Below are 25416 nucleotides of genomic sequence, written 5' to 3'. Positions count from 1 at the left end.
GCGGCCCTAGCACGGCGCCAGAGCTATCTTTTGAAGAATGAAGTCCGGTGGATCGTTTCCGACTGGGTGCCCAGCAAATTGAGGTCGTGATCGCCCGGCCGCCCAGCACGGCGGTCGTTCCAGCAAGCAAAATCCGAGACTTGCCTCTCCTGACGTTTAGGACCGGTTGATCGACGTCAGGTCTGGAGCGGGATCATCGAAAGGAACTCCCCCTCAAGGGCCGCGTTAACTCGCCATGTCCCTTCACAAGAAAGAGCGCCATGGCGACCAGATCCAGCAAGCCCAAAATGCGCAAGTCATTGGCGTAAAGAGCTGAATGCATCGAGACGCTTTTCCGCGGTGAGCAAGGCCCTCATGAGATCCATGAATTTCGGAAAACGCTACCCAGGTTCCATTTTGATCGGCTTGCTACTGTGTGCAGCCGTTGCGACGTCGGCGTTCGCCGCGAATGGAGAGAGCGCCGCTACGCCCTCCGAAGGTCTTTTCCTCACTCAAATTATCGTCCTCGTCGTCGTTGGGCGTTTGCTCGGCGAACTTATGGTGCGCATCGGGCAACCGTCGATCATGGGCCAAATCATCGGCGGCGTATTGCTTGGTCCGTCCGTTCTCGGTGAGATTTGGCCGGACTTTCAGGCCGTGCTTTTTCCGGCCGGCGATGCGCAAAAGGGTATGATCAATGCGGTGGCGCAGCTCGGCATCCTTTTTCTGCTTCTGCTGGCCGGCATGGAAACGGATCTGGGGCTGGCGCGACGGATGCGGCGCGCTGCATTCGGCATCTCATTCACGGGCATCGTCGTCCCCTTCGCAGCCGGTTTTGCGCTTGGCGAACTCCTTCCGGACAGCTTGCTTCCCGATCCCGAGAAAAGACTTGTGGCCTCGCTGTTCCTCGGAACGGCGCTTTCCATTTCGTCGGTGAAAATCGTTGCATCCGTCGTTCGCGAAATGGACTTCATGAGGAGAAACATCGGTCAACTGATCGTCGCGTCCGCCATCATCGACGACACGGTGGGCTGGGTTATCATCTCGGTCACCTTCTCCCTTGCCGAAAAAGGCGCCGTTGAGCTGCCGACGCTTGCAAAGAGCGTAATCGGCACGCTTGTGTTCATGGGCGTGAGTTTCACGATCGGACGACGTGTCGTCTTCGAGATCATCCGCTGGACGAACGACCGATTCAAAAGCGATCTGCCCGTCTTGAGCGCCATTGTCGCGGTCATGGGCATCATGGCCATCATCACCAATTTAATCGGCGTTCATACGGTGCTGGGTGCATTCGTCGCCGGAATCCTCGTCGGACAATCGCCCATACTGACACGTCAAATAGACACGCAGCTTCGCGCGCTGACGACGGCTTTATTCATGCCGGTGTTCTTTGGTCTCACCGGGCTTCAAACGGATCTCACCGTCCTCAGAGATCCCGCCATCCTATTGCTGGCAAGTGGCTTGATTGTCATCGCCAGCATCGGAAAGTTCGGCGGCGCGTTTCTCGGCGGCCGTTTCGGGGGCTTCTCGACTTCGGAAGCCATCGCGCTTGGCTGCGGTATGAACGCGAGGGGTTCTACCGAGGTGATCGTTGCTTCCATCGGACTTTCCGTCGGCGTCCTTGATCAACGGCTGTTTTCTATCATTGTCGCAATGGCCGTGGTCACGACAATGCTCATGCCGCCGACCTTGAGATGGGCGCTTGCGCGATTGCCCGTTCGACCGGAGGAACAGAACCGGCTGGAGAGCGAGGAGTTTGAAAAAGCGAGCTACCTCGCCAAATTCGAACGCATATTGCTGGCGGTCGACCGGTCTAAAAATGCCAACTTGGCCTCCAGAATATCGGGGTTCCTAGCCGCAGTCAGGCAGATGCCTGTGACGGTGCTGCGCGTTGACGACGAAACCGAAGGGCAGCCGAGCGACGAGCGGTCGGATGCAGACGGCCTCGCGACGTTTGTAGATCAGGTCAAGGCAACCGCAACGAAGGCGGTGGCGCAATCCGACGCCGACTCTGCCACATCCACGGACGTCCACGTCACCGCAAGAAAGAAAAGCGGCGATTTGGAGCGAGCACTTTCCGAAAGCGCCGAGAAAGGACACGACCTGATGATCATCGGGGCCGAACCTGCTGTCGCGGATGCTGGGGGGCTGGCCGAACGTTTTACAAAGATGACGTCTTCATTTCAGGKAACCGTAGCAATCACCTTCAGCAGAGGGCGGCTACCCGAGAATGACAATGAACTTCGCATCCTCATTCCAGTGTCAGGGACGGAGCGCTCGACCCGCGCCGTCGAGTTCGCTTCGGCAATCGCAAAAGCTGCTGGGTGTGAGATCGCCGTCGTGTACGTGACCGATCCACAGCAGCTTGTCCGGATGCCGCGCCTCAGCGATATCAGCGATCTTCACCGAGAAGCCTTCAAGCGGGTCGACGAAATTGCCGCATATTATGATCTCGACATTCGCAAGACGGTTCAACGAGGAGCATCGCCGGAGCTGGCCATATTGCGGAACGCGCGGCGACGTCGAGCCAATCTGATCGTACTGGGCGTCAGCAGGCAAGCGGGCACAAGGCTTTCCTATGGCGGGATTGCCAACTCATTGATCGATGCCTCGGATAGATCGATCGTCGTCATTGAAGCTGAAAAATAGCATCGGGATGGCAATCTCCTCCTCCGCCCGCTGATGATTCTCCGATCGTGCATTGCGACGCCCGACGCATCTTTTCGTCAGGTCAAGCGTTACCGCAAAGCGATGGGCAGCCTGATGAAGAGTAGCCCGATGAGAAAACGTCTCCACGGTGGCCGGCCTAAACACACGCATTCCCTATTCCGAATGAGTGCCATTGCGATTGCCGCCTTGCTTTTAGCTCGCGCCTTCGTGAAACACGCACATGTCCGGGCCGAGCCTTCTGTTGCTCGAGATGACACGCTCGACCGGGAACTCGGGCGATTTGCAGCCGTTCCGGAGCAAATACCGGTCCGCGGCTTGCGCGATGTGTTCTGGCGCGTCGTCCATGAGGTTAGCGACGATCGCATTTCGCTCATTGCCGCGGGGGTGACCTTTTATCTCCTTCTTGCGCTCTTTCCCGCACTTGCGGCACTCGTCTCGCTCTATGGCTTCATTGCCGATCCTGCGAGCATCAGCGAGCATCTTCGTTCCCTGTCCCCACTCCTGCCACCCGGCGCCTTTGAGATGATTGCCGATCGACTGAACGATCTCGTCGAGCGGCGAAACGGAGCGCTGAGCGTGGCTTTGTTTCTTGGACTAGGGGTAGCCTTGTGGAGTACCCACAGCGGCACATTGGCGCTCTTCGACGCGATGAACGTTGCTTACGAAGAAGCAGAAAAACGTGGGTTGGTCCGCCTCAATCTCGTCGCACTCTGTTTTACGCTGTCTGCAATATTGGCGGCCATGTTGGTCATTGGTGCGGTCGCGATCTTGCCGCTGGTCCTGTCTTTCCTTTGGCTCGATCAATGGAAGGAGAACCTCGCGCTGATCGTGCGTTGGCCAATTCTGCTGGTTCTCATGATCGTTGCGGTGACGGCAATCTACCGGTTTGGCCCAAGCCGCGAACCAGCGAAGGTGAGATGGCTCACCTGGGGAGCCGCCCTGGCAACCGCAGGCTGGATCGCCATGTCGCTCCTCTTCTCTGTCTATCTCAAGAACTTCGCCAACTACGATGCCACCTATGGCACACTTGGCGCTCTGATCGGTTTTCTGATCTGGATCTGGCTGTCCGTGGTGATCCTTTTGGTCGGGGCGGAAGTCAACGCGGAACTGGAGCACCAGACGGCAGTCGACACGACGATCGGCCCTGCACTTCCCATGGGAAGTCGCGGTGCCCAGGTCGCCGATACGATTGGGAAATCTTCGGTTTGAGCGGCAGCGAAACGTCCGGCCAATCTTGCCACTTACCAAGTCTGGCCTTATATAGTCATTATAGTCATCATGGTCAGGAAATGAGCAATGCGGCCATTGTCACAAGGCGAGGAAAGCTGGACCGTCGCCAGCGCAAAGGCGAAGCTGTCTGAGCTCATCGAACGCGCGCAATCCGCGCCGCAGACTATTACGCGAAACGGCAAGCCAAGTGTCGTTGTCGTCTCTGCCGAAGAATGGCACCGGAAAACTGCGCGCAAGGGCACGCTTGCGGAGTTTCTGATGGAGTCGCCCCTACGTGGCGCCGATCTGGATCTCGAACGTCAGCGCGACGACCCACGTGATCTTTCGCTGTGAGACTTCTGCTGGACACCAATGTCTTGTCTGAGGTGACAAGGCCGCGTCCTGATGCGCAGGTCCTGCAATGGCTGGATAGCCTCGACGAAGATCGCTCATTCATCAGCGTCGTGTCGATTGCCGAGATCAGACGTGGGGTTGCATTGATGGATAGCGGGCGGAAGCGCGACGCGCTGACCGAATGGCTTGCCCAGGACCTGCCGCAACGCTTCGAGCATCGCGTCCTCCCTGTGAACGAACCGATTGCCATGGCCTGGGGCGACCTGATGGGCCTTGCAAAGCGGAACGGCCGCGGCCTGTCATCAATGGACGGTCTGATCGCAGCCACGGCGATTACTCACGATCTCACCCTTGCAACGCGCAACATAAGAGATTTCGAAGGCTTCGGGATTGAGTTGGCGGATCCCTGGATCGGGTGACATCACATAGGTCGGCGGGTTTGGTCAGGGTATGTTGGACGAACCAATTCAGATCGGCCGCAAAACCGCCAAGCTTCGGGCTTCGAGCTGCAAACTCTGGTCGGCGATTGCGTCCGCCCCCTTCGCCATCGGATCGGATGTGCTGAGTTCCAGAACCCAGCGTCTGTCATCCGGCAGGCTGAAACGGACATCTTCGTCCTGAGGATTGAAGAGGAGGAGCACGTCGTCCCAGCCTTCCTCGATGGGGTGGTCGCGCCACAGACGCAGTCCAATGGTMGTGCTTGCCTCGTCATCCCAATGCTCTTCGGCAAACTCGCCACCGTCGGGATTGAGCCACCTGACAATCAAGCCATCGCGCCAATTCTCCCGTCTGAAGATCGAATGATCCTGTCGCAGAGCAACCAGGCGTTTGGTGAAGGCTCGTAGGACTTCGGCGCTTTCATAACGATCCTGCCAATGCAGCCAGCTAAGCTCGTTGTCCTGACAATAGCCGTTGTTGTTGCCCATTTGGCTGCGGCTGAATTCGTCGCCGGCAAGCAACATCGGCGTCCCATGCGAGAGGAACAGGGTCGCCAGGAAATTCCGCTTCTGGCGATCTCGCGTCGCGTTGATGCCCTCGTCGTCCGTTGGTCCTTCGGCACCATAATTGAAACTGCGATTGTCATTGTGGCCGTCTTCGTTGCCCTCGCCATTCGCCTCATTATGCTTGTCGTTGTAGGAGACGAGGTCGTTGAGGGTAAAGCCGTCATGGGCCGCGACGAAGTTGACGCTCGCCCATGGCCGGCGCCCACGCAGGTCATAGACATCGCCCGAGCCGAGGATACGCGCAGCAAACTCTCTTGTCGTGCCCGGGGTACCGTTCCAATAGTCACGGATCGTATCGCGATATTTGTCGTTCCACTCTGCCCAGCCCGGCGGAAAGCCGCCGACCTGATATCCGCCTGGACCGATGTCCCATGGCTCGCCAACGAGCTTGACTTTGGAGAGGACTGGATCTTGGCCAACCGCATCGAAAAAGCCGCTGCGCTGGTCGAAGCCCTGCGGTTCTCGGCCAAGAATCGTGCCGAGATCGAAGCGGAAGCCGTCCACTTCCATCTCTTCGGCCCAATAGCGAAGCGAGTCCGTCACCATCTGCAGCACGCGCGGGTGCGAGGTATTGATGGTGTTACCGGTACCCGTGTCGTTGATGTAATAGCGGGGCATGTCCGGCAGCGTGCGATAATATGAAAAATTGTCGATGCCTTTGAACGAAAGGGTCGGGCCAAGCTCGTTGCCTTCGGCGGTATGGTTGTAGACGACGTCGAGGATCACTTCGATCCCGGCATCGTGAAAGGTGCGCACCATTTCGCGGAAACCCGCGAAGCCTTTCGGGCCGTAATAGCGGGAAGCCGGGGCAAAAAAGGCGAGCGTATTGTAGCCCCAATAGTTGCTGAGGCCCTTGTCGAGCAGATGCCTGTCATCCGGGAAAAAGTGGATCGGCAGCAGCTCGATCGAGGTAACGCCTAGGCTCTTGATGTAATCGGCGATCGCTTTTTGGCCGAACCCGTCGAACGTGCCGCGCAGCTCCTCCGGAATATCTGGATGAAGCATCGTCAGTCCCTTGACGTGAGATTCGTAGAAAATCGTCCGGGACCAGGGAACGGATGGTTTTGGGCAGAAGATTTCGTCCTTATGATTGAGATCGATGACGCGGCACTTCGGCATCAGAGGTGCGCTGTCGGTCTCGTCGAAGGATAGATCTTTCAGCTCGTCATCCAGGGTGTAGGCAAAATGCGCTTGCGACCATCCCACATCGCCCACGAGCTCACGGGCGTAAGGGTCGACGAGCAGCTTGTTCGGATTGAAGCGATGACCGTTCTCCGGATCAAACGGCCCGTGAACACGGTAACCGTAGAGAGCGCCTGGCTTCAGGCCTGGAACATAGCCATGCCAGATCTCGTTGGTGAATTCCGGCAGGACAATCCGCTCGATCTCCTGCGTTCCGGTTTCGTCGAAAAGACAGAGTTCGACCTTTTCCGCATAGGCGCTGAAGAGCCCGAAGTTGACGCCCTGCCCATCATAATTGGCTCCTAGTTGCGTAAAATCACCCTGTTCAATTGCATATCGCTTTCCGTCTTGTGTCATGCAGGCCTCTTCATTGGGTGCATTCCAAAACACCCCAACGAGACGCTTTGTTCCGGCGGGCGGGATGCTGTGGATGGGCCGGCGACACGGCTAATCTGGAGTAACGAGGAAGGAGACAGGATAATCCTTGAACAATTGCGCCGCCGAAATATCGCCCGCGGCCAGCGGCTTACCCGTCAGCAGGTCACGCATTTGCTCGCTAAGCGGAGGCGGCATCGACACGATCGTTTCCCCCCAGAAATCAGATCCGGTGCTGCCGGCATCCACCAACCGCTGAACGATGGTGATTGCCGCCTCCTTCCGATGAACTCGTGCGAAGGCGACAAGCTTGTCCGCCCACTGTMCTCTGACACCTAGCGGTAGATAGCTGCCCTCGAGAAAGAGTTCGGGATGGTCCTTGCGGTGGCGCAGGACGCTACGGATGATCTGCCGTTTCAGGGATCTGGCCCACGGCTCTTCGAAGGGCGATTGGCTCCGCGAAGCGTCGGCTGGCCGGCGATCGACCGGCCTTCGGTTATCGGGATCGACCATACTGAAATCGAGACCCTCGGCGCCCTGGTAGATATCGGGAATGCCGGGGGCGGTGAGCTTGATCAGCACCTGAGACAGGCTGTTCAAATAGCCAAGCTTGATAAATGGCTGCAGTGTCCTCCCAAAATCGTTCAGGAAGGCCTGGTTCTGAGGCGAAAGCAAAGCGCTGGCATAGTCCAGAACCGCCATCTCATATGCGGGCTTTTCATCCATCCAATCCGTTCGCAACTTTGCCTCGCGTATCGCCTTTAGCGCATAGGCTGCGAACCGACCTTTCAGCTCATCCATGCTGTTTTGCTCGAGATCGGCCGGCCAGATACCGGCCAGCGCCTGATACAACATCCATTCGATATTGGGCTCCGGCGCTGGTCCATCTGCAAGATCGGTGCGAAAAGCCGCGTTCAAGGCACGCCACCGCGCGACACCGTCGATCCAGGCATTGGGATACTGTGAGAGACCGTAGAGACGGGCGCGCGCATCTTCTCCGCGTTTCGTATCATGCGTCGATGTGGCGGAAAGCCCATACGGTTGGCGCTGAAGCCGGTCCGCCATCATCTGGTGAAAGGCGGCGATGCCGCGCGGTGGCATTGCGGGTTCGCCGCCAACTTCATTCATCGCGATCAACCGGTTGTAGCGATAAAAAAGCGTATCCTCGACGGCCTTTGCCATGACGGGGCCGCTGAGCTGCTGAAATCTCGCTCGGAATTCCACGGCCCGGTCACCGGCGATTTCTCCACACAGCAGGCTTTTTACCGCGTTCAGCGCGCCGGCCGCCAGCAATCTGGCTTGGGCCTTATCGACCGCGCCACGGATGACCGCTTCATCCTCAGCAGACAGCGCTCCTCGGTAACAGTAGGTGCGATAGACCGGAAACGCGACCAACAGTTCCCGAAGCGCCGACGACATTTCCACTTCGTCGCAACCGGGGAAAATCAAGCAGGCCAGCTTGGTTAGCCGTGCCGTCTCGCCAGCAAAATTGCGCTCGATCATCAAGAGCTTCGCGTTGCGCAAACCGCCGGCAAAGTCGCCATGCTCTTTGTCGACGATCTCGTATGCCGCCTCGATTTTTTCTAGTCCATCTCCAGCAATGAAAAGGTCTGTCATGGCGGAGATGAATTCGTATCCCGTGGTCCCCGATACGGGCCAGTCTGCCGGCAAGGTGTCTCCGCGGCCAAGGATCTTCTCGACCACGATGAACGTATCGGCGCCGACCGACCGCCGCAGCCGTTCGAGATAGGTTTTCGGATCCGCTAGCCCGTCGATATGGTCGATGCGCAAGCCCTGCACCTGACCGGAACGAACCAGGTCTATCGTCATCCGATGCGTGTCTTGAAAAACCTGCTCGTCTTCCACTCTTATCCCGACCAGCCCTGCGACCTCGAAGAAGCGGCGATAGTTGAGATGCCGAGCCGCATCCTTCCAACAGAGCAATTGCCAGTGCTGCTTGTCGATCAGCTCCTTCATTTTGGCAGCGTCGCTTGAGAAAGCCAGCAATCGCTCTGTATCCGTTCCTGTCTGCGCCATCACGAATTGGGCGCTGTCTTCGGAAAGCGGGAAGCAATTGTCGAAATAAGCCAATTGCAAAAGATCGTCGGTGGCATCGGAGCGCAGTTGAAGCTCACCCGCCGCAAGGGCTTCTTCGAAGCGCTTTCCAAGCCGCGGCAATGTCAGCTTCTCGCTCCAGTCGATATCAAAATGGCGTGCGTAAGCGCTCTTCGGCCCGTATCGCAGGACGTCCCTCCACCAGGGGTTTTCCAGCGAGGCAGCCATATGGTTCGGAACGATATCGACGATGAGGCCGAGCCCGGCTTTCTGCAAACTTGCCGTCAGGATGTCGAAACCCTTTCGGCCGCCAATCGCCGGATCGATCTCGTTTGGATCGGTGATGTCGTAACCGTGCGTCGACCCCCCGGTGGCGGTGAAGATCGGCGAGAGGTAGAGGTGGCTGATGCCAAGATCTTTCAGATAGGGAACCAGCTCACTCGCCCGATCGAATGTGACGCCGCCGCGCAATTGCAGGCGATAGGTGGAGGTCGGAACGTTMATGGCTTCCCCTCGCATGAGAATGGCTTTTATCAACGGGGCCAAACAAGATCGGTTCCGGCTCCGGAACACTCGCCGACAAGATGCGTTGAAGATTGCGCTGAGTTTGAAGCCGGTGACACGGAGGCGACATGCGAGACAGCTTCACGTTCGGGCCCGATATCCAAGCGCATGCCGTCACATTTCGCATCTGGGCACCGTTGCAGGACCGCCTGAAGGTCAGGATCGAGCGGCGCGGGGAATGGGAGATGCGACGGGAGCAAGACGGCTGGCATGTCGCCGAAATACCCGAGGCACGCCCGGGCGACCTGTACAAATTCATTCTCGCTCATGGTTTGGAAGTGCCGGATCCAGCGTCCCGCTTCCAGCCGAAGGATGTTCATGGCCCGAGCGAGCTGATCGATCCGGCCTTCGAGTGGCGTGCGGACCATTGGAAAGGCCGGCCCTGGGAGGAAATCGTTATTTACGAACTGCATGTCGGGGCCTTTACCCAAGCTGGCACATTTCTGTCAGTCATCGAAAAGCTCGATCACCTGCAGCGGCTTGGCATCACGGCGATCCAGCTCATGCCGCTTAGCGACTTCCCGGGGCGGCACGGCTGGGGCTATGATGGTGTTTTGCCTTATGCGCCGGACAGCAGCTATGGTCGTCCCGAAGATCTGAAAATGCTMGTCGATGCCGCGCATGAGCGCGGCATCTGCGTCTTCCTCGACGTCGTCTACAACCACTTCGGACCGGACGGAAACTATCTGCCGGTCTACGCGCCGATCTTCAACGACCGGCACAAGAGCCCCTGGGGCAAAGGTCTCAACTATGATGGCGAAGGCAGCCGCTTCGTTCGCGACTTCGTCATTGAAAACGCAATCTACTGGTTAGACGTGTTTGGCATGGATGGTCTGCGGCTCGATGCCGTTCACGCCATCAAAGACGACAGCGATCAGCATATCCTCAACGAGCTCGCCGACAGCGTCAGACGGACGTTTCCTGAGCGCCACATCCATCTCATCGTCGAGAACGAGGACAATAATTCAGCTCTTTTGGCCCGCGATCCCCATGGCAAGCCATATCACTTCACGGCGCAATGGAACGACGACATCCACCACGCTTTTCACGTCGCTGCCACCGGCGAGACCTTCGGCTACTACCAGGACTACGTCGATCATAGATCGCATATGGGCCGGGCACTTGCCGAGGGCTTCGTGTTTCAAGGCGAACTTATGGGATATCGAGGACACACTCGGGGATCACCGAGTGCCGACCTGCCGCCAACGGCTTTCATCTCATTCATCCAGAACCACGATCAGGTGGGCAACAGGGCTATGGGCGACCGGATGGTTGCTTCCCATTCGATCGAAGCCATGAAGGCCATTGCCGCCATTTATCTGCTMTCACCACAAATCCCGATGCTGTTCATGGGCGAGGAATGGGGTGCCGCCACGCCCTTTCCCTTCTTCTGCGATTTCGACGAGGATCTGAACAGCAAGGTGAGGCTTGGCCGCAAGGCGGAGCTGTCGCGCCTGCCGGGCTTCGATGCGGAAGACGCGCCCGATCCGACTTGCGAGGCTACTTTTCGCAGTGCCAAGTTGCGTTGGGACGAGGCAGAGCAGGGTAAAGCCCTCAATGCATATTACGAGCGGTTGATAACGCTCCGGCATGAAAAGATCGTGCCGCTTCTCAAGCACGCCAAGGGCCACTCGGCCGTCTACGACAAAGGCGGGCCGCTGGTGCGAGTTACATGGCGGTTGGGCCAGGCAACCCTCAGTCTTGTTGCCAATTTGTCGGACGAGGCCATTGCCGCAGCAATTCCTCCGGAGGCGCAGACACTCTTGGTATCAGGCAGCATTTCCAGCGGTCAAATCGGCCCTTGGACGGTCGCTTGGGGCCTGTCGTCAGGCACCCCCGACAAAGACCGGGGCGGCGCACACCCGATCGGTTAGCCGCCAATCATCAGCTTGACGACTTCCTCATGGGTCGTCTCGCTGATCTTGCGCTCCCCGGCAACGATACCGCGGCGAAGGACGACAATGCGGTCGGACACGGCAAAAATATCCTGCAGATTGTGCGAGATGAAGATCACGCCGCGGCCTTGGGCTTTCAGCGATTTGATCAATGCCACGACCTTGCGCTGCTCCGGCACGCCGAGTGCTGCGGTCGGTTCGTCCATGATCAGGATGCGGGCATTCCAATAGACCGCCCGCCCGATCGCGACCGCCTGACGCTGGCCGCCGGAGAAGTTGCTGACCGGTGCATCAAGCCGTTTCACATGGAAGTCGAGCTTCGCCATCGTGGCGCGCGCAGCTTCCGCCATGGCCTTCCGGTCGATGACGGGCAGGAAACCGAAGAGCTTCTTCATCGGTTCGCGCCCAAGGAAGATGTTGGAGCCGATCGTCAGATTGTCGGCAAGCGCCAAATCCTGATAGATCGTCTCTATTCCCTTTTCCCGCGCATCCTGTGGGGAGGAAAAGGTGACCGGTTGTCCCTCAATCAGGATTTCACCGGCCGTCGGCGGATAGACGCCCGAGATCGTCTTGATCATCGTCGTTTTGCCGGCGCCATTGTCTCCTGCCAGCGCTACGACCTCGCCGGGGTGAACCACCATGGAGCAATTGTCCAAGGCTTGAACGGCGCCGAAATAGCGCGACAGATTCCGGACTTCGAGAAGAGGCGCTGCGCTATTCATCCTGTTTTGCTCCGCTGAACCGGCGCTGCGCCTGGTCGATGAGCACCGAAATGATGATGACGATACCGACGGCGATGAACTGCCAGAACGGCTCCACATTCATGAAAACCAAACCGTACTGAATGACGGCGATGACCAGGGCGCCTGCAATGGTGCCGATGATCGTGCCCGAACCACCAAACAGGCTGGCGCCGCCGATGACGACCGCGGCCACGCTGTCGAGCAGCAGCGGTTCACCCGCCTGGGCAGCACCGGCGGTGAAGCGGGCAGCATAGAGCGCGCCACCGAGACCGGCGCAGATCGCCGAAAGCATGTAGAGCCGCAGCAGATGGGATTTTATATCGATGCCGGCCCGTCGTGCCGCCTGCGCATTGGCGCCGATCGCATAATTGTGCTGGCCAAAGCGTGTCTGGCTCAGCAGGTAATGCATGATCACCACGAAGATCAGCGTGACGATGACGAGATAGGGCACACCATAGAAACGGCCGTTGCCGAGCTCGGCGAAATAGGAATTCTTGACGGGCACGGTCGTGCCGCCGGCGAGAAGAAACGCGGTACCGCGCGCAACACCGAACATACCAAGCGTGCCGATGAAGGGCGGAACCTTAAGACGGGAGATCAAAAGGCCGTTGATGCAGCCGGGCACCGTGGCGGCGAGCATGGCGACGAGTATGCCGAAAAGCATGGCTATTGGCAGCGGCATATAAAGGCCAACCATATTGGTGACATGCGCGGCAACGACCGCGGCAAGACCCATGATGAAGCCGGTCGAAAGGTCGATACCGCCGGATATGATGACGAAGGTCTGGCCGATGGCAAGCAGGAGCGGTGCCACGGCAAAAACGGCGACCGACTGCCAGTTGAAGGCCGAGCCGACAAAGGTGCCGCCGAAATCGATACGCGCCCAGATCTCGAAAATCACGATCAGCGCGGCAAGGAAGAGCCATGCGCGCAACTGTGCGATGCGGTTGACGATGGTTTTTGCCTGATCGCCGTGGTCCGCCTCTGGCGCCACATGCTGATCCGCCTGGCGGGTCTCGATATTGTCGATGCTCATAAATCAACCCGAACTCGAGCGAGGACGAACAAAAGTCGCCACGCCAGTCCCTCTACTATGGTCAAGGATGCGCCTCGCCCTTGAGCGAGGCGCAGACTTCATCCGATCAATCGGAGTAGATGAATTTCGCGACGTTCTTATCGGTGACATTCGATTTGTCGATGACCGTGAAACCGGTACCGATGGAGGTCGGGATCGAGTTGCCGGTCAGATGGGCGTAAGCTGCCATCACACCGAAATAGCCGATTTCGGCCGGATGCTGGGCAATCGCGAGATCAACCAGGCCGGAATTGATATTGTCGACGATCGTCGTCGGTGCATCAAAGGCAACGACGCGGATCTTGCCCGTCTGGCCCGCCTGCTGCACGCCGTTTGCGGCGCCGAGCGCGGAAAACAGGTTGGCACCGAAAACGCMGTCAAGATCGGAATTGCGGGCGTAGACGGCCTGAAGCTGCGACGCGGCTTTGTTGGCATCGTCGTCATTATACTGCGTTTCCAGAACGGTGATGTTCGGATATTTTTTCATCTCGTCCTTGAAACCCTGCTCGCGCTGGTCGGTCGTCGAGATGCCGGGCTTCACGTTTGAAACGTAGACCTTGCCTTTTTCGCCGACGGCCTTGGCAAGCGCGCGCGCCGCAATTGCCCCACCGAGCAAGTTGTCCGAGGCGATGTAGGAAAGCGGAAAATCGGCGTCGCCGCTGCCGGTTTGATAGACACCGGTGCCGATGAACGTATCGACGGTGATAACGGGGATACCCGCATCGGCAGCTTTCTTCAGCGGCTGGACCAATTGATCTTTGTCGGTCGGTGCAATCAGGATCGCATCCGGTTTCTTGGCGATGACAGCATCGAGAACCGGAACCTGTGTGACAGGGTTGAAGTCGGATGCGCCCTGGAACATGAGTTCAGCGCCTACCGCCTTGGCGGCGGCCTCAGCGCCCTTGCGCATGGTGATATAGAAGGCATCGGTCGTGAGACCCGGAATCAGGGCAATGGTAAACTTCTTGTCTTGTGCTTTGACGCCTCCGGCAACAGCCGAAACACCGGTGGCAAGCGTTGCCACGGCAGTGGCCTTGAGAAATGAACGGCGCTCCATAATTTCCTCCTCTTGAAACCAGACCTCCCCTGTCCGGCGGAATGGATAATMAGCGGCTTATAGCGGGCCGTCAAGTAATTTTTTTCTGCAACGAATTTCCAACATCTATTTGAAAAGACTTATAAATCGCCGCGATCGGCAACGCGCCGCACCCTGCCGCCGACGAAGTGTCTCACAGCGTTTTGAAGTCAGGTCTGAGCTTTCTTCGGCCGCCTGGAAGGCGGCCGTTTTCATGTCTGGTCGAACACCTTCGAAATCCAGGCCATTACATCGTCCATGTCCGGTTCCTTTGTCTGGTCGACAGTCATCAATGGGCCGCATCCCATGGGTTCGGCACGATCGGCGAGCACCACCAGTTCCGGGATGTATTCCGCTCCCGGATGGCCGGGCAGCCTGTCTTTCAAGCGACGGCCATACCGGTCGCCAGCAACGACGCCGGGAACCTTGCACCAAAGCTCTGCGACACGGTCGACGCCGGCATCCTTAATATAGGCTTCGAGCACGGTCTTGGGCTGAAAGCCAAACCACGCGTCGATGACGAACGTCGACCCGGCCGGGGCCTCGCGAATTGCCGACCAAATGGCCTGATAGCTTGCCTTTCCGAGCGTCCGGTTGAACTCCCGGTCTACGCCGCCGATGTGCTCCAGGAAGGGATTCTTGATGCCATCGAGGGAAAGGACCGGCCATCCGGTGCGTTGCGAGAGCAATTTGGCAAGGCGGCTTTTTCCCGATGCCGGCACACCGTTGACCAGCACGACACGCTTTTCAACACAGCGGAGGGCGCCTGAGAATGTCGATAGGGCGGCGCCGATGACCCCAGCATCATCCCCAAGTTTGGCCGGCAGGATTGTCGGGCGAAACCATGGCGCCACCGCCGGAAGATCTGCAAGCGCTCGCGCCGCGTCGGAGCCGAGGCCCCCTCCCAATATGATGAGTTCCGGGTCCATCGTTGCAGCTATGTTGTCGAGCGCTACGCGCAGGGGCGCCGCCCAAGCGTGTAACACTGCCCGGGCCGTCACATCTCCGTTTGACGCCATTTCAAAAACATCGGCAATGGATGCAGCCGATAGTCCCGCTTCATTTAGGTGCCGGCGCAGCGCCGTTCCCGAGCTGAAGGTTTCCACGCAACCGCGTCTTCCACATGCACATTCGGGACCATCCTGTTGAACGCAGATGTGGCCAAACTGCCCGGCAGTCCTATGGCCGTGATAGATGCTGCCGTCCTGAGCAACCGCGCCGCCGATCCCCGTTCCGATAGTCAGCATGGCGACGCTTTGAAAGCCTCTGGCAGCGCCAATGCTCATTTCGGCTATGAGCGCCATGCTGCAATCATTTTCGATGACGACCCTCTTGCCGAGACTTGTCTCCAGATGATCGACGAGGTCCATGCCGGCCAAGTTCAAAATGCCGCCGGATAGAACGGCGCGATTTGCAATGTCGACACGACCGGGAATGCCTACGCCAAGACCAACAACGTCGGCCGCATCGAGTTGATGCGCCATCGCCTTGACGCGCTCAAAGACCTGCCGCGGATCGGTCGGTGTCCGCTCCGACAGCTTTTTGAGAATTTCGCCTCGCTTGGAGACGAGGGCCGCACGGATATTCGTGCCGCCAATGTCCACGCCAATGGCTAATTCAGACATCTGCTTTCTGTCCCTGATCGAGACCTTCAGACCTAACGCCTTTGAAATGTGCTGCGATGACAGCTTGAATTTCGCGAAGCCGCGGAACGGCGACCGTTTCCAATCGGTCCCTCGTGATGGAGCGGTCGAGCGAGATGCAGTCTTTCCATAGCGACCTGCCTGCGATCACGCCGGACGCGCCGTTGCGCATGGCATCTTCCACCTGTCGCAAGAACGTCGAGTGATCAACACCAGCCGACAGCACTGCCCAGGGCACCTCCCCTGCAAGCCTCGTCACTTCCGCACAAGCCTCGGCAGTGCCAGGATAGGGGATCTTCAGGACCTTCGCTCCGCAGTCCAGGCAAATCTTGCTGCCGCCGACGACGAGCGAGGGCAGCTTTGCCCTGTAGTCCGCTTCGTCTTCGTCATCGAACTTGTATGTCAGGAATTCGACGACCAGCAGCAGGTCCTCGCGCGCGAAATCCTCGATGCATTGGCGCAGGATGTTKATGTTGTGGCTGTTCGCCTCCTCCCGGTCAGCGCGGAGATAGACCATGATCTTGCCGCCGGTGGCGCCGAGTTGGCGGACGCGACGGGCCGAAATGCCGGCAACCAGTTTGGAAAGGCGATAGCCTTCTGGCGACGTATCCCATCCCGATGCATCCAGGCCAATCAAAAGCGCGGTATCGCGCCTGATAATCCGGTCGTCGACCAATGCCGGAACKGCACAGATCGGATCGACGAGAACGCAAGATGCTTTGCTTGCAAGGAACATGGCGATATCGGCCTTCGTGTCGCCGAGAGTCTTGTCGGATATGGCGGCCTGCTCCTGCGGGTCGCTCGCAAGCAGGCTGCGCATGCCGCCGCGCTGATCGCAGGCGATCACCATCATGGCTCCGTCATGACCGCAAATCTGTTGGTAACCTCGCATTTCGGCTGTCGTCAACCTCGACATCTGATCCTCCCTTAGCCCGTTCCAAACCGGATGCTGAAAGCGCGTCTCACCCCGGGTTTGGAAGGGATGGCCAACGAAAACATGGAGAGCGCTCTGGAGCCTGCATAATCATTGCGAAACCGGCCGTTTTGAGCGATAACACCTCACGTGCCGACTATGTAACACATTGCAGAAAGGAATTTCAATCTGAATTCGTCTCAGTCGCAGGAGCCTGCAACGAACCGTGCATTGCTGCATATGGTTGCGAAGCTGCATTACCAATCTGATATGTCGCAAGTTGATATTGCCAAAAAGCTTGGATTATCAACGGCTACGGTCTCGCGGCTGCTTCAGAAAGCACGCTCGGCCGGCATCGTTCGGATTGAGGTGATCGACCTTTCCCCGTCGGAAGATTTGAGCGCGGCATTGGTTGACGGCCTGAAATTACGCAATGCTGTCGTGATCGATACGCCATCGTCGAACGTCCTCGGCGCGCTTGCCCCGCCGGTCGGGTCGTTGCTGCAACAGGCGGGACTGCGGTCGGGCTCGACGCTTGGCATCGGCTGGGGACGAGCTATTCGTGAAGTTACCTTTGCGGGCCTGCCGCAGTTGCCAGGTATCGTGACCATTGCTCTCAACGGAGGGATGCAGCAGGCAGCTCCGCATTTTCAGATCAATGAGTTCGTGCGCCAGGCTGCGGAGCAAATGGGCGGAGTTCCGCATTTTCTGCACGCTCCCTACATTTCGTCCTCAGAGCTGCGCGATGCGTTCCTCGCAGACCCCACGGTTCAGCAAGTGACATCCCTGTGGAATAAGCTGGATGCTGCGATCGTCGGCGTCGGCCTGACGCACGCTGCAAACCCCTCCGAAGCCACGGCCGCCCTCCCGGGAGAAAAAGCCCTCAGTCATGCGGCGGGCGATGTTCTGCGCCACTACGTTACCGAGGCAGGCGAAATCCTTCATTGGGACGGCGAGGAGCGCATGATCGCTGCGTCGCCACAACAATTGCAACGGATTCCCTTGTGCATTGCAGTTGCGGCAACACCCGCCAAGGCGCCCGGCATCATTGGCGCTGCACGGTCGGGCATGATCAATGCTCTAGTAACAGACGCAAATACGGCGCATGCCATCCTCGATCGCTTATCCGCCGCCGACAAAAGCTGAGGTCTTCTCCGGCGCTCTGAAGAGAAATCTGTTTGCTGGTTGATGCGGCAGGCCAACCAAGCCATTTTCTTATGGCTTGTATTTTGCGCGTCAAATTATAAATTTTGCGCATGCAATGTTTTTGCGTGACACAAGGCTCGAAAGAACTTGCCTGGAATTTACGTTTGCGGGTTGCGCCTGTTTCCACGCAGACGCATAACGATGATTGTCGGGTACGGTGATTTGAATATGGTCGACGATCGATGGAAAAACTGACGCATAAGACCATGGAGGACTTTGCGAAGTCCTGCGGTGTCTCTCGCCCAACCCTTTCCAAATATTTTGATGATCCGACGAGCGTGAAACCGGCGACACGCGCGCTCATCGAGGCGGCCCTTCGTGCGTCGGACTACCAGCCAAATCTTTACGCTMGAAACCTCAATCGAAAGAGAACCCGCAATATCGGCATTCTCGTTCCGGCCCTGACCGACCCCTTCTACGCCGAGATGGTCAACCGGCTGGAACTGCGGCTGCGGGGTGAAGGCTATTGGCCGATCGTGATTTCCTCGCACGGCCTGCCCGAGCTGGAGGCCGAGGCCGTCAGCACCATGCTGTCATTGAAGGTCGCAGGTGCGATCGCCGCGCCACTCGGGCAGAAATCCGATCCGCGCGCCTTTGAAAAACTCACGCAGAATGTCCCGCTCGTCTATTTCGACACCTATATCGAGGGCAACACGCCATTCATCGGCAACAATAATCACCAGAGCGTCTCGATAATCGTGGAATATCTGTGCCGATCCGGAGAGGCGCCAGTCTATTTCGACATTCCTCACGTCAATCACAACTCCCCGGAGAGATTGGCGAGCTATATCGCCACGATGGAGGCGTCCGGCCACGAGCCCAAGGTGATCAAGACCATTGCCCCCTACACATGGGATTTCGAGCGCGTCGGCTACGAGCAAATGGACGGGATGCTCAAAGCCGGGAAGCTGTCATTCAAGACCATCCTCTGCGCCAATGATCGCCTTGCCTTCGGCGTCATGGCTGCCGCTTTCGCGCATGGGCTGAAGATCGGGCGCAAGAAGGCCGACGACCTGCGTATAGCAGCCCATGACGATCACCCGCTGAGCCGCTACACCTGTCCGCCGCTAACGACGATGGCGCAGGATTTTGCGTCCATGACCGTGAGCAGCGTTGATACTCTGCTGACGCTCCTCGGAGACACGGACGCACCGGTTCACACGATCGCAAGCAAAGTCTCGCTGGATGGGACGCTGGTCATGCGGCAATCAGCATAGAGCGAGGGCGAGGTCTCGCTCAATCTGGATTCCCTTCAAAGCTCCGCCACGCCGCGACTGCGTCCTCGACCGCTTGCCGTGCGGCCGGCATGAATCTTCCCATCGACACAAAGCCGTGAATCTGCCCCGGCCAATGGCGCGCCACCACGCGAACCCCACCCTGTTGTAGCCGCGTGGCATAGGCCATGCCTTCGTCCACCAGAATGTCATGACCAGCCGTGGCAATGAATGCCGGCGCTACCGCGGCAACAGTTTCGGCCAGCAAGGGTGAGACCTTCCAATCCATGATATCGGCTGGCGTGCGGACATAATGGTCGCGAAACCATTTCATCGTCGTTGCGGTTAAACCGAAGCCTTCGGCGTAGCGGCGATAGCCGTCGGTCGTCTGCCTGGCATCCGTGTTGGGATAGAAGAGCAGTTGCGCAGCAACTTGCGGAGCCTCGACCGACCGCGCCATCAATGCCAGCACGGCTGCAAGATTGCCGCCGGCGCTGTCGCCGGCTACCGCGAGCCGTTTGGGATCGACGCCGAGTTCCGTGGCAGACTGCACCATGAATGCCAGCGTCGCAGCGCAATCCGTCAGGCCAGCGGGAAACTTGTGCTCCGGTGCCAGGCGATAGTCAGGGCAGACCACGGTGCATTCGGCGAGATTGGCGAACCATCGGCAAATCTCGTCGTGAGAGTCGAGATTGCCGATCACCCAGCCGCCGCCGTGGAGATAGAGAAGACCTGGGCCATCCTTGGAAGGCGTTCCGATGCCGCGATAGATGCGCACGCTGATCGGGCCGTTGGGGCCGCTGATCTGGCGATCCTCTACCGAAGCAACCGCTTCCCGGGCGCCCTGCAGCGCCGGGCTGCCAGCATTGTAGGCGATGCGGGCTTCCAGGGGGCTCCCACTTTCAAGTGGCCGAGCCTTCGCCGCTCTACTGACGTCGAGAATCCATTGCGCTTCTTCATCGAGATATCCCGTCACATTGCGTCTCCCATGCAGCGATCAGACCAAAAAACTGCGGGCTTCGTCCTCGCCAAGAAGCGGCGGCCGCGCCAGGCCACCGCCGACGCTGACTGACCGCCCGCTCTCGCCGGAAGCAAGAATAGCCTCCATGATTTCGAGGACATGAAGAGCCAGCTCCCCCGACGCGCGCGGCGGCCTGTTTTCGGTAAGTGCGCGAGCTAAGTCGGCAACGCCGAGCATACGATAGTTTGCCCTGTCCGGCGCGGCAAACGGCCAGTTCCGTTCGCCGTAAAGCTCACCATCGCTTTCGAAATTTCGCCACTCGGCGCCCCGTTCGGACAGGGAGACCGTTCCACCGAAAGTATCAGGATCCGGCAGGCGCAACGAACCTTCGGTGCCGTGCAGCTCGATTGGGTGATTGGAATGGCGGAAGACATCCCAGGATGCGCCGAAGTTGACGGTCGCACCGGATTGAAATTCGAGCAGCGACAGAACGTTGGTCGGCGTCCCGACCTTGAACCTCGTATTCTTGAAGGGGCCCTCCGCGGTGATGAGGCGTTCGTCCTGGCCTTTCGTTGCCATCGCCATGACGCGCACCACGGGACCGAGCAAATTCACCATCATGGTCAGATAGTAAGGGCCCATATCGAAAACCGGGCCGCCCCCAGGCTGATAGTAGAATTGCGGATTGGGATGCCAGTGCTCCATGCCGCGTCCCATCATGAAGGCAGTGCCGCTGACGGGGCGACCGATCGCGCCCTGCTCCATCAAACGACGCGCCCGCCGGCCCGCCGCGCCAAGGAAGGTGTCGGGCGCCGAGCCGAGCAGCGAACCCCGGTTTTTCGCCTCAGCTACCAAAATCCGCCCGTCTGCCGCCGATGTTGCCAGCGGCTTTTCCGTGAAGACGTGCTTGCMGGCGGACAAGGCCGACATGGTGACGTCGAAATGCACCGCCGGCACAGTCAGGTTGAGAACGAGATCGACCTCGGGATCTGCAAGTAGCTGATCGACGCTTACGCTGCGAATGCCGAATTCCCGTGCGCGAAGAGCCGCAGCGTCAGCCGAAATATCGGCGCAGGCGCGCAGCTGGATACCGCTAAATAATGCGGCGTTACGCAGATAGGTCATCGATATGTTGCCGCAACCGATGATGCCGACGCCAAGGTTTTCGTTTGTTTTTTCAATCATTTTTCAAAATCCTCCAAGATCCGACGGCCGATATCTCACCAACGGGCGAACCGGCCCGACGCGTCATAAAGTGATTTAAAGCATCTTATTTCTTGACGCGCGACAATTTTTTATCAAACATATGCTAATGCTGGCGCGGAGATTTTTGGAGGGCGTCAGTCTTTCCTGGGAGGGAAACATGAGCGACTTCAAGAAAGTGCCGGCCGCTTCAAACGTGGCCGCAGGTTCCGTAATGCTCGACCGTCGCCAGTTGCTGATTGGAGCCGCGGGCGCGGCGACCCTCGGTATCGCATCGGGCCTTGGGATGCGCACGGCGCGCGCTGCCGACCGCACGGAGATCAGCTTTGCCAGCGCAAGTTTCTTCGGCAAGGAAGGTATCGGCGATCTCGTCAAGGCCTATAACGAGTCGCAGGACCGCATCATGGTCAAATTCATCGAGCTCCCGCCGCCGAGTTCGTCGACCGAGGTCTACCAGGGCCTGATCCAGCAGTTGGCCCGCCGTAACGGAACGCCTGACGTATTCAGCCAGGACGTCATCTGGATCGCCGGTTTTGCGGCGGCCGGCTGGGCATTACCGCTGGACCAGTATTTCCCGAAGGAAAAACGCAGCGATTATTTTCCCGGAACGGTCGCAGCCTGCACCTACAATGAAAAGCTGACCGCGCTTCCGTGGTTCGTCGATTCCGGCATGTTCTACTATCGCAAGGATCTCGTCGAAAAGCATGGCGGCAAGGTTCCCGAAACCTGGGGCGACATGGCAACCATGGCGGCTGCCGCTCAGAAGGCCGGCGACACCAAATTCGGCTATCTCTGGCAAGGCAAGCAGGCCGAGGTCCTGATCTGCGATGCTGTTGAGGTTATCACCTCAAATGGCGGCTCCATCCTGGCCGCCGATGGCAAATCGTCTGTGATTGGTGAGAAGGCCGCGGTCGAGGCGATCCAGTTTCTTTACGACACGATCAACAAGACGAAAATCAGCCCTCAGAATGTTCTTTCCTGGGACGAAGAGCCTTCCCGTCAGCCCTTCACCTCGGGCGAAGCGATGTTCATGCGCAACTGGTCCTATGTCTATCCGATMGCGCAGGACCCGAAAGCCTCGCACGTCGTCGACAAGGTCGCGGTTGCGCCGCTGCCGCATTTTCCCGGCGGCAAAAGTGCAGCATGCCTCGGCGGCTATCAGCTTGGCGTCAATGCCAATTCCAAGAAGCGGGAAGCGGCGATCGAGTTCCTGACATGGATGTCGTCTCCGGAAACCCAGACCCGTCTCGCTTTGAATTTCGGCCTCGCGCCCTCGCGCCCCGCAATCTTCGAAAATGCAAAGCTGAAGGCCGAACAGCCGTTTATGGCAAGCCTGCAAAACGTCTTCACCGGCGCCACGCCCCGGCCGATCACCCCACAATATGCCAAGGTGACGCTGGCGTTGCAGTCCAGCATTTCCAAGGCTCTGGTCAGCGGCAACGTCCAGGCTGAGCTCAAGGCTGCCGCCGATCAGATCAACAAAATCGTTGCCTGATATGGCCACTGCATTGACGGCCCCCGCCGACAGCAGGACGCGAAGGTCAATGGGGGCGCTTCCGAGCGCCCTCTGGCCCTGGCTCCTGCTGTTGCCGGCCTTCATGTCGCTGGGATCGGTCTCCTTCTATCCGATCATCAATGGCGTCTATCTTTCCTTCACCAACCGTTCCCTGATTACGCAGGACAATGATTTCATCGGCTTTGCCAACTATGTGCAACTATTGACGGACCCGCCGTTCTGGAATGCCTGGTGGCACACGATCTGGTTCACCGCCGCATCGACCGGGCTTGAGACGCTGATCGGCCTAGCTATGGCACTGATCCTTTGCGAGGCTTTCAGCGGCCGCGGCATCGTCCGCGCGGCAATGCTGGTTCCCTGGGCAATGCCAACGGTCGTGACGTCAAAGATGTTTGGATGGCTGTTCGACGGGCAGCATGGCATTATCAATTTCATCCTGCTCCAGCTCGGTTTGATCGATCAGAATGTGAACTGGTATGGTGCGCCCGAGACGGCACTGACGACGATTATCCTTGCCGATGTCTGGAAAACGACGCCCTTCATGGCGTTGCTCCTGCTGACCGGACTGCAGACCGTTCCGAAGTCGCTGATCGAGGCCGCCCGTATGGACGGCGCCGGGGCATGGACGATCTTCTGGAATATCCGCCTGCCTCTGCTGCTGCCGACCCTGCTCATTGCCGGTCTTTTCCGGGCGCTGGACGCATTTCGCGTTTTCGATCTGGTCTATGTGCTGACTGGCGGCGGTCCGGCCGATTCCACCGAAACGCTTTCAACGCTGTCCTACAAGGTGCTCTTCGCGACGCTGCAGTTCGGTTACGGTTCGGCCATTTCGACCGCAATGTTCATCACCGAAGGCGTGATCGCCCTGGTGTTCTGTCTTTTCCTGGTCAGGCAGCTAAGGAAGACGACATGAACGGCAGCCGCCCAGTCTTCCAGAGCATCACGATCTATCTTGGCGCACTTCTCATTCTCGTTTGGTCCGCGGGGCCGTTCCTTTGGCAGTTCTCGACCTCGTTCCAACTCGACAAAGCACTGACGGAAGGCACGCCGTCGTTGATCCCGCACCCATTCACGCTGGAGCATTATTACAATGCCTTCGTGGAAAAGGGCCTGCACCACTATGTCTTGAACTCGCTCATCGTATCGCTCGCGACCACGGCTCTCTGCCTGATCGTCGGTTCGCTCGCCGCCTTTGCCCTTTCCCGTCTCGATGTGAAAGGGCGATTTGGAATCCTCATGGTCATCCTGTCGGTCTCAATGTTTCCGCAGATCGCGCTTGTCGGACCGCTCTATCTGATCGCGTCCGACTTGGGCCTTCTGGACACCTACCGTGCCCTGATCATCACCTATCTGGCGCTTGGGCTACCGCTCGTGACTTGGGTTCTGTTCGGCTATTTCGAAACGCTGCCGCGGGAGATCGACGAAGCCGCGCGCATGGATGGCGTGGGGGTGATCGGCCTGCTTTGGCATATCATCCTGCCGATGTCGCTCCCCAGCCTCGTGACCACGGGCCTGCTCGCCTTCATCACCGCCTGGAACGAGTTCCTATTCGCACTGGCCTTCACATCCGATAGCGACAGCCAGACCATTCCGGTGGGCATCGCCAATTTCACCAACCAATACTACGTGCCCTGGGGAGACATCGCCGCTGCGTCGGCGGTCGTCACCGTGCCGCTGATTGTTTTGGTCCTCTTCTTCCAACGACACATTATCGAAGGCCTGACGCAGGGCGGAATCAAGGAATGACGACATGACCAGGGATCTAAAGGTCGGCTGCCAGACGTTCACATGGGAAATGCTCGGCGACGCTTGGGCCGGTACGCCGGACGATTTGCTCTCGGCGATTTCCACGGGCGGGTATTCGGGCATCGAAATTACCGACACGATGATCGGCCACTACGCCGCAAAGCCCGGCGAATTCGCCAGGGCTCTGAGAGATATGGGTTTGCAGCTCGTCTCCTTCGCCTTCGGCTCCAAAAGCGGTTTCACGGTTGCCGACGCAATGGAAAAGGATCTAGCCACGGCACAGCGCTGGATCGACTATGCCGCACAATTCCCAGGCGCGCTTGTCTCGATCGGCTCCGCGACCATCGTCTCGGAAGGCGCGCGTGACGACAAGTTTGCCATCGCCGCCGAGTTCTACAATCGCGCCGGCGCGCTCGGTAAGGCATCCGGCGTCGGGGTCGCCGTCCATCCGAGTTCGCATCACAACACCTTGCTGTTCAACCGTGCCGACTACGATCGGATCTTCGCGCTGCTCGATCCCACACTGGTTGGCTGGGTTCCCGACACCGGCCATATCTTGCGCGGACATGACGATATCCTCGATACCATGCGCACCTACCGGGATCGGATTCGCTATCTGCACCTCAAGGATGTCGATGCGCAGGACCGATGGGCGATGCTCGGCAAAGGCGTTCTCGATACGCCGGCGGTGATTGATCTCGTTTCTCAGGCACCGCGCTTCAACGGATGGCTGGTGCTGGAAGAGGAATCCGAGACGGCCGCGGCTGATCCTGCCGCAGCCATAAAGGCCAACCGCGAAACGATGCGCAGCTGCGGCGCGTAAGGAAGAAGATC

20 protein-coding genes are annotated in these 25416 nt (G+C 58.6%); 11 read left to right on the top strand and 9 right to left on the bottom strand.

The features are described 5' to 3' along the window. Positions 1 to 354 precede the first annotated feature (354 nt). The 4 genes from QD357_RS19055 (at position 355) to QD357_RS19040 (ending at position 4631) form a co-directional block, all read left to right on the top strand. Positions 355 to 2628, top strand: coding sequence for a cation:proton antiporter (locus tag QD357_RS19055; RefSeq protein WP_414124750.1), 2274 nt, complete (start codon positions 355 to 357; stop codon positions 2626 to 2628). Positions 2629 to 2757: 129 nt separating this feature from the next. Then, positions 2758 to 3858, top strand: coding sequence for a YihY/virulence factor BrkB family protein (locus tag QD357_RS19050; RefSeq protein ID WP_414124749.1), 1101 nt, complete (start codon positions 2758 to 2760; stop codon positions 3856 to 3858). Between the two features lie 87 nt (positions 3859 to 3945). Continuing rightward, the gene (locus QD357_RS19045; RefSeq protein WP_183939276.1) at positions 3946 to 4212 is read left to right on the top strand and encodes a type II toxin-antitoxin system Phd/YefM family antitoxin; all 267 of its coding nucleotides are present in this window, start codon (positions 3946 to 3948) and stop codon (positions 4210 to 4212) included. Further along, the gene (locus QD357_RS19040; RefSeq protein WP_183939274.1) at positions 4209 to 4631 is read left to right on the top strand and encodes a PIN domain-containing protein; all 423 of its coding nucleotides are present in this window, start codon (positions 4209 to 4211) and stop codon (positions 4629 to 4631) included. Before QD357_RS19045 ends, QD357_RS19040 begins: the two co-directional genes overlap by 4 nt. Positions 4632 to 4679: 48 nt before the next feature. Here the strand turns inward: QD357_RS19040 and glgX are convergent, their stop codons facing one another. Both glgX and treY read right to left on the bottom strand, forming a co-directional pair. Then, entirely contained in the window at positions 4680 to 6755 is a 2076-nt protein-coding gene (gene glgX, locus QD357_RS19035; RefSeq protein ID WP_183939272.1) for a glycogen debranching protein GlgX, read from the bottom strand. Between the two features lie 90 nt (positions 6756 to 6845). Further along, entirely contained in the window at positions 6846 to 9347 is a 2502-nt protein-coding gene (gene treY, locus QD357_RS19030) for a malto-oligosyltrehalose synthase (protein WP_414124748.1), read from the bottom strand. A gap of 113 nt (positions 9348 to 9460) precedes the next feature. Here treY and treZ point away from each other — a divergent pair, with 113 nt between their 5' ends. Beyond that, complete coding sequence (gene treZ, locus QD357_RS19025; protein WP_414124747.1) at positions 9461 to 11266, top strand: malto-oligosyltrehalose trehalohydrolase; 1806 nt, start codon at positions 9461 to 9463, stop codon at positions 11264 to 11266. Here the strand turns inward: treZ and QD357_RS19020 are convergent. From QD357_RS19020 to QD357_RS19000, 5 genes are all read right to left on the bottom strand, one after another. Next, entirely contained in the window at positions 11263 to 12009 is a 747-nt protein-coding gene (locus QD357_RS19020; protein WP_183939266.1) for an ATP-binding cassette domain-containing protein, read from the bottom strand. The two genes, treZ and QD357_RS19020, sit on opposite strands and share 4 nt — an antisense overlap. Further along, positions 12002 to 13066, bottom strand: a complete 1065-nt coding sequence (locus QD357_RS19015; protein WP_414124746.1) for an ABC transporter permease subunit — start codon at positions 13064 to 13066, stop codon at positions 12002 to 12004. Before QD357_RS19015 ends, QD357_RS19020 begins: the two co-directional genes overlap by 8 nt. Positions 13067 to 13172: 106 nt before the next feature. Beyond that, complete coding sequence (locus QD357_RS19010; RefSeq protein WP_414124745.1) at positions 13173 to 14162, bottom strand: substrate-binding domain-containing protein; 990 nt, start codon at positions 14160 to 14162, stop codon at positions 13173 to 13175. 230 nt (positions 14163 to 14392) lie between these two features. After that, complete coding sequence (locus tag QD357_RS19005; RefSeq protein ID WP_183939261.1) at positions 14393 to 15805, bottom strand: ROK family protein; 1413 nt, start codon at positions 15803 to 15805, stop codon at positions 14393 to 14395. Further along, positions 15798 to 16739, bottom strand: coding sequence for a tagatose-bisphosphate aldolase (locus tag QD357_RS19000; protein WP_183939259.1), 942 nt, complete (start codon positions 16737 to 16739; stop codon positions 15798 to 15800). The genes QD357_RS19005 and QD357_RS19000 overlap by 8 nt, the downstream gene beginning before the upstream one ends. Before the next feature lie 237 nt (positions 16740 to 16976). Here QD357_RS19000 and QD357_RS18995 point away from each other — a divergent pair, with 237 nt between their 5' ends. Continuing rightward, the gene (locus QD357_RS18995; RefSeq protein ID WP_183939349.1) at positions 16977 to 17882 is read left to right on the top strand and encodes a sugar-binding transcriptional regulator; all 906 of its coding nucleotides are present in this window, start codon (positions 16977 to 16979) and stop codon (positions 17880 to 17882) included. Positions 17883 to 18124: 242 nt separating this feature from the next. After that, a complete protein-coding gene (locus QD357_RS18990) occupies positions 18125 to 19159 on the top strand; it encodes a LacI family DNA-binding transcriptional regulator (protein WP_183939257.1) in 1035 nt (344 codons plus the stop codon). A gap of 19 nt (positions 19160 to 19178) precedes the next feature. Here the strand turns inward: QD357_RS18990 and QD357_RS18985 are convergent, their stop codons facing one another. Further along, positions 19179 to 20132 (bottom strand): alpha/beta hydrolase fold domain-containing protein, encoded by a 954-nt coding sequence (locus QD357_RS18985; RefSeq protein WP_183939255.1) that lies wholly within the window; start codon positions 20130 to 20132, stop codon positions 19179 to 19181. Positions 20133 to 20153: 21 nt separating this feature from the next. Further along, on the bottom strand, positions 20154 to 21302 hold the full coding sequence (locus QD357_RS18980) for a Gfo/Idh/MocA family protein (RefSeq protein WP_414124744.1): 1149 nt from the start codon (positions 21300 to 21302) through the stop codon (positions 20154 to 20156). 178 nt (positions 21303 to 21480) lie between these two features. On the opposite strand from QD357_RS18980, the gene QD357_RS18975 reads away from it, so the two are divergent. The 4 genes from QD357_RS18975 to QD357_RS18960 all read left to right on the top strand — a co-directional run bounded on the left by QD357_RS18975 (position 21481) and on the right by QD357_RS18960 (position 25405). After that, complete coding sequence (locus QD357_RS18975) at positions 21481 to 22815, top strand: ABC transporter substrate-binding protein (RefSeq protein WP_183939251.1); 1335 nt, start codon at positions 21481 to 21483, stop codon at positions 22813 to 22815. Positions 22816 to 22918: 103 nt separating this feature from the next. Further along, positions 22919 to 23749, top strand: a complete 831-nt coding sequence (locus QD357_RS18970) for a carbohydrate ABC transporter permease (RefSeq protein ID WP_414124775.1) — start codon at positions 22919 to 22921, stop codon at positions 23747 to 23749. Continuing rightward, entirely contained in the window at positions 23746 to 24582 is an 837-nt protein-coding gene (locus QD357_RS18965) for a carbohydrate ABC transporter permease (RefSeq protein ID WP_183939247.1), read from the top strand. Before QD357_RS18970 ends, QD357_RS18965 begins: the two co-directional genes overlap by 4 nt. A gap of 4 nt (positions 24583 to 24586) precedes the next feature. Continuing rightward, positions 24587 to 25405 (top strand): sugar phosphate isomerase/epimerase family protein, encoded by an 819-nt coding sequence (locus QD357_RS18960; protein ID WP_183939245.1) that lies wholly within the window; start codon positions 24587 to 24589, stop codon positions 25403 to 25405. Positions 25406 to 25416: the final 11 nt, after the last annotated feature.

It is taken from the genome of Rhizobium sp. BR 317 (assembly GCF_047445835.1).
GTDB classification, from domain to species: Bacteria; Pseudomonadota; Alphaproteobacteria; order Rhizobiales; family Rhizobiaceae; genus Rhizobium; species Rhizobium paranaense.
Note: the sequence above shows the minus strand (reverse complement) of the source record. Positions and strands in the feature narration are given on the sequence as shown.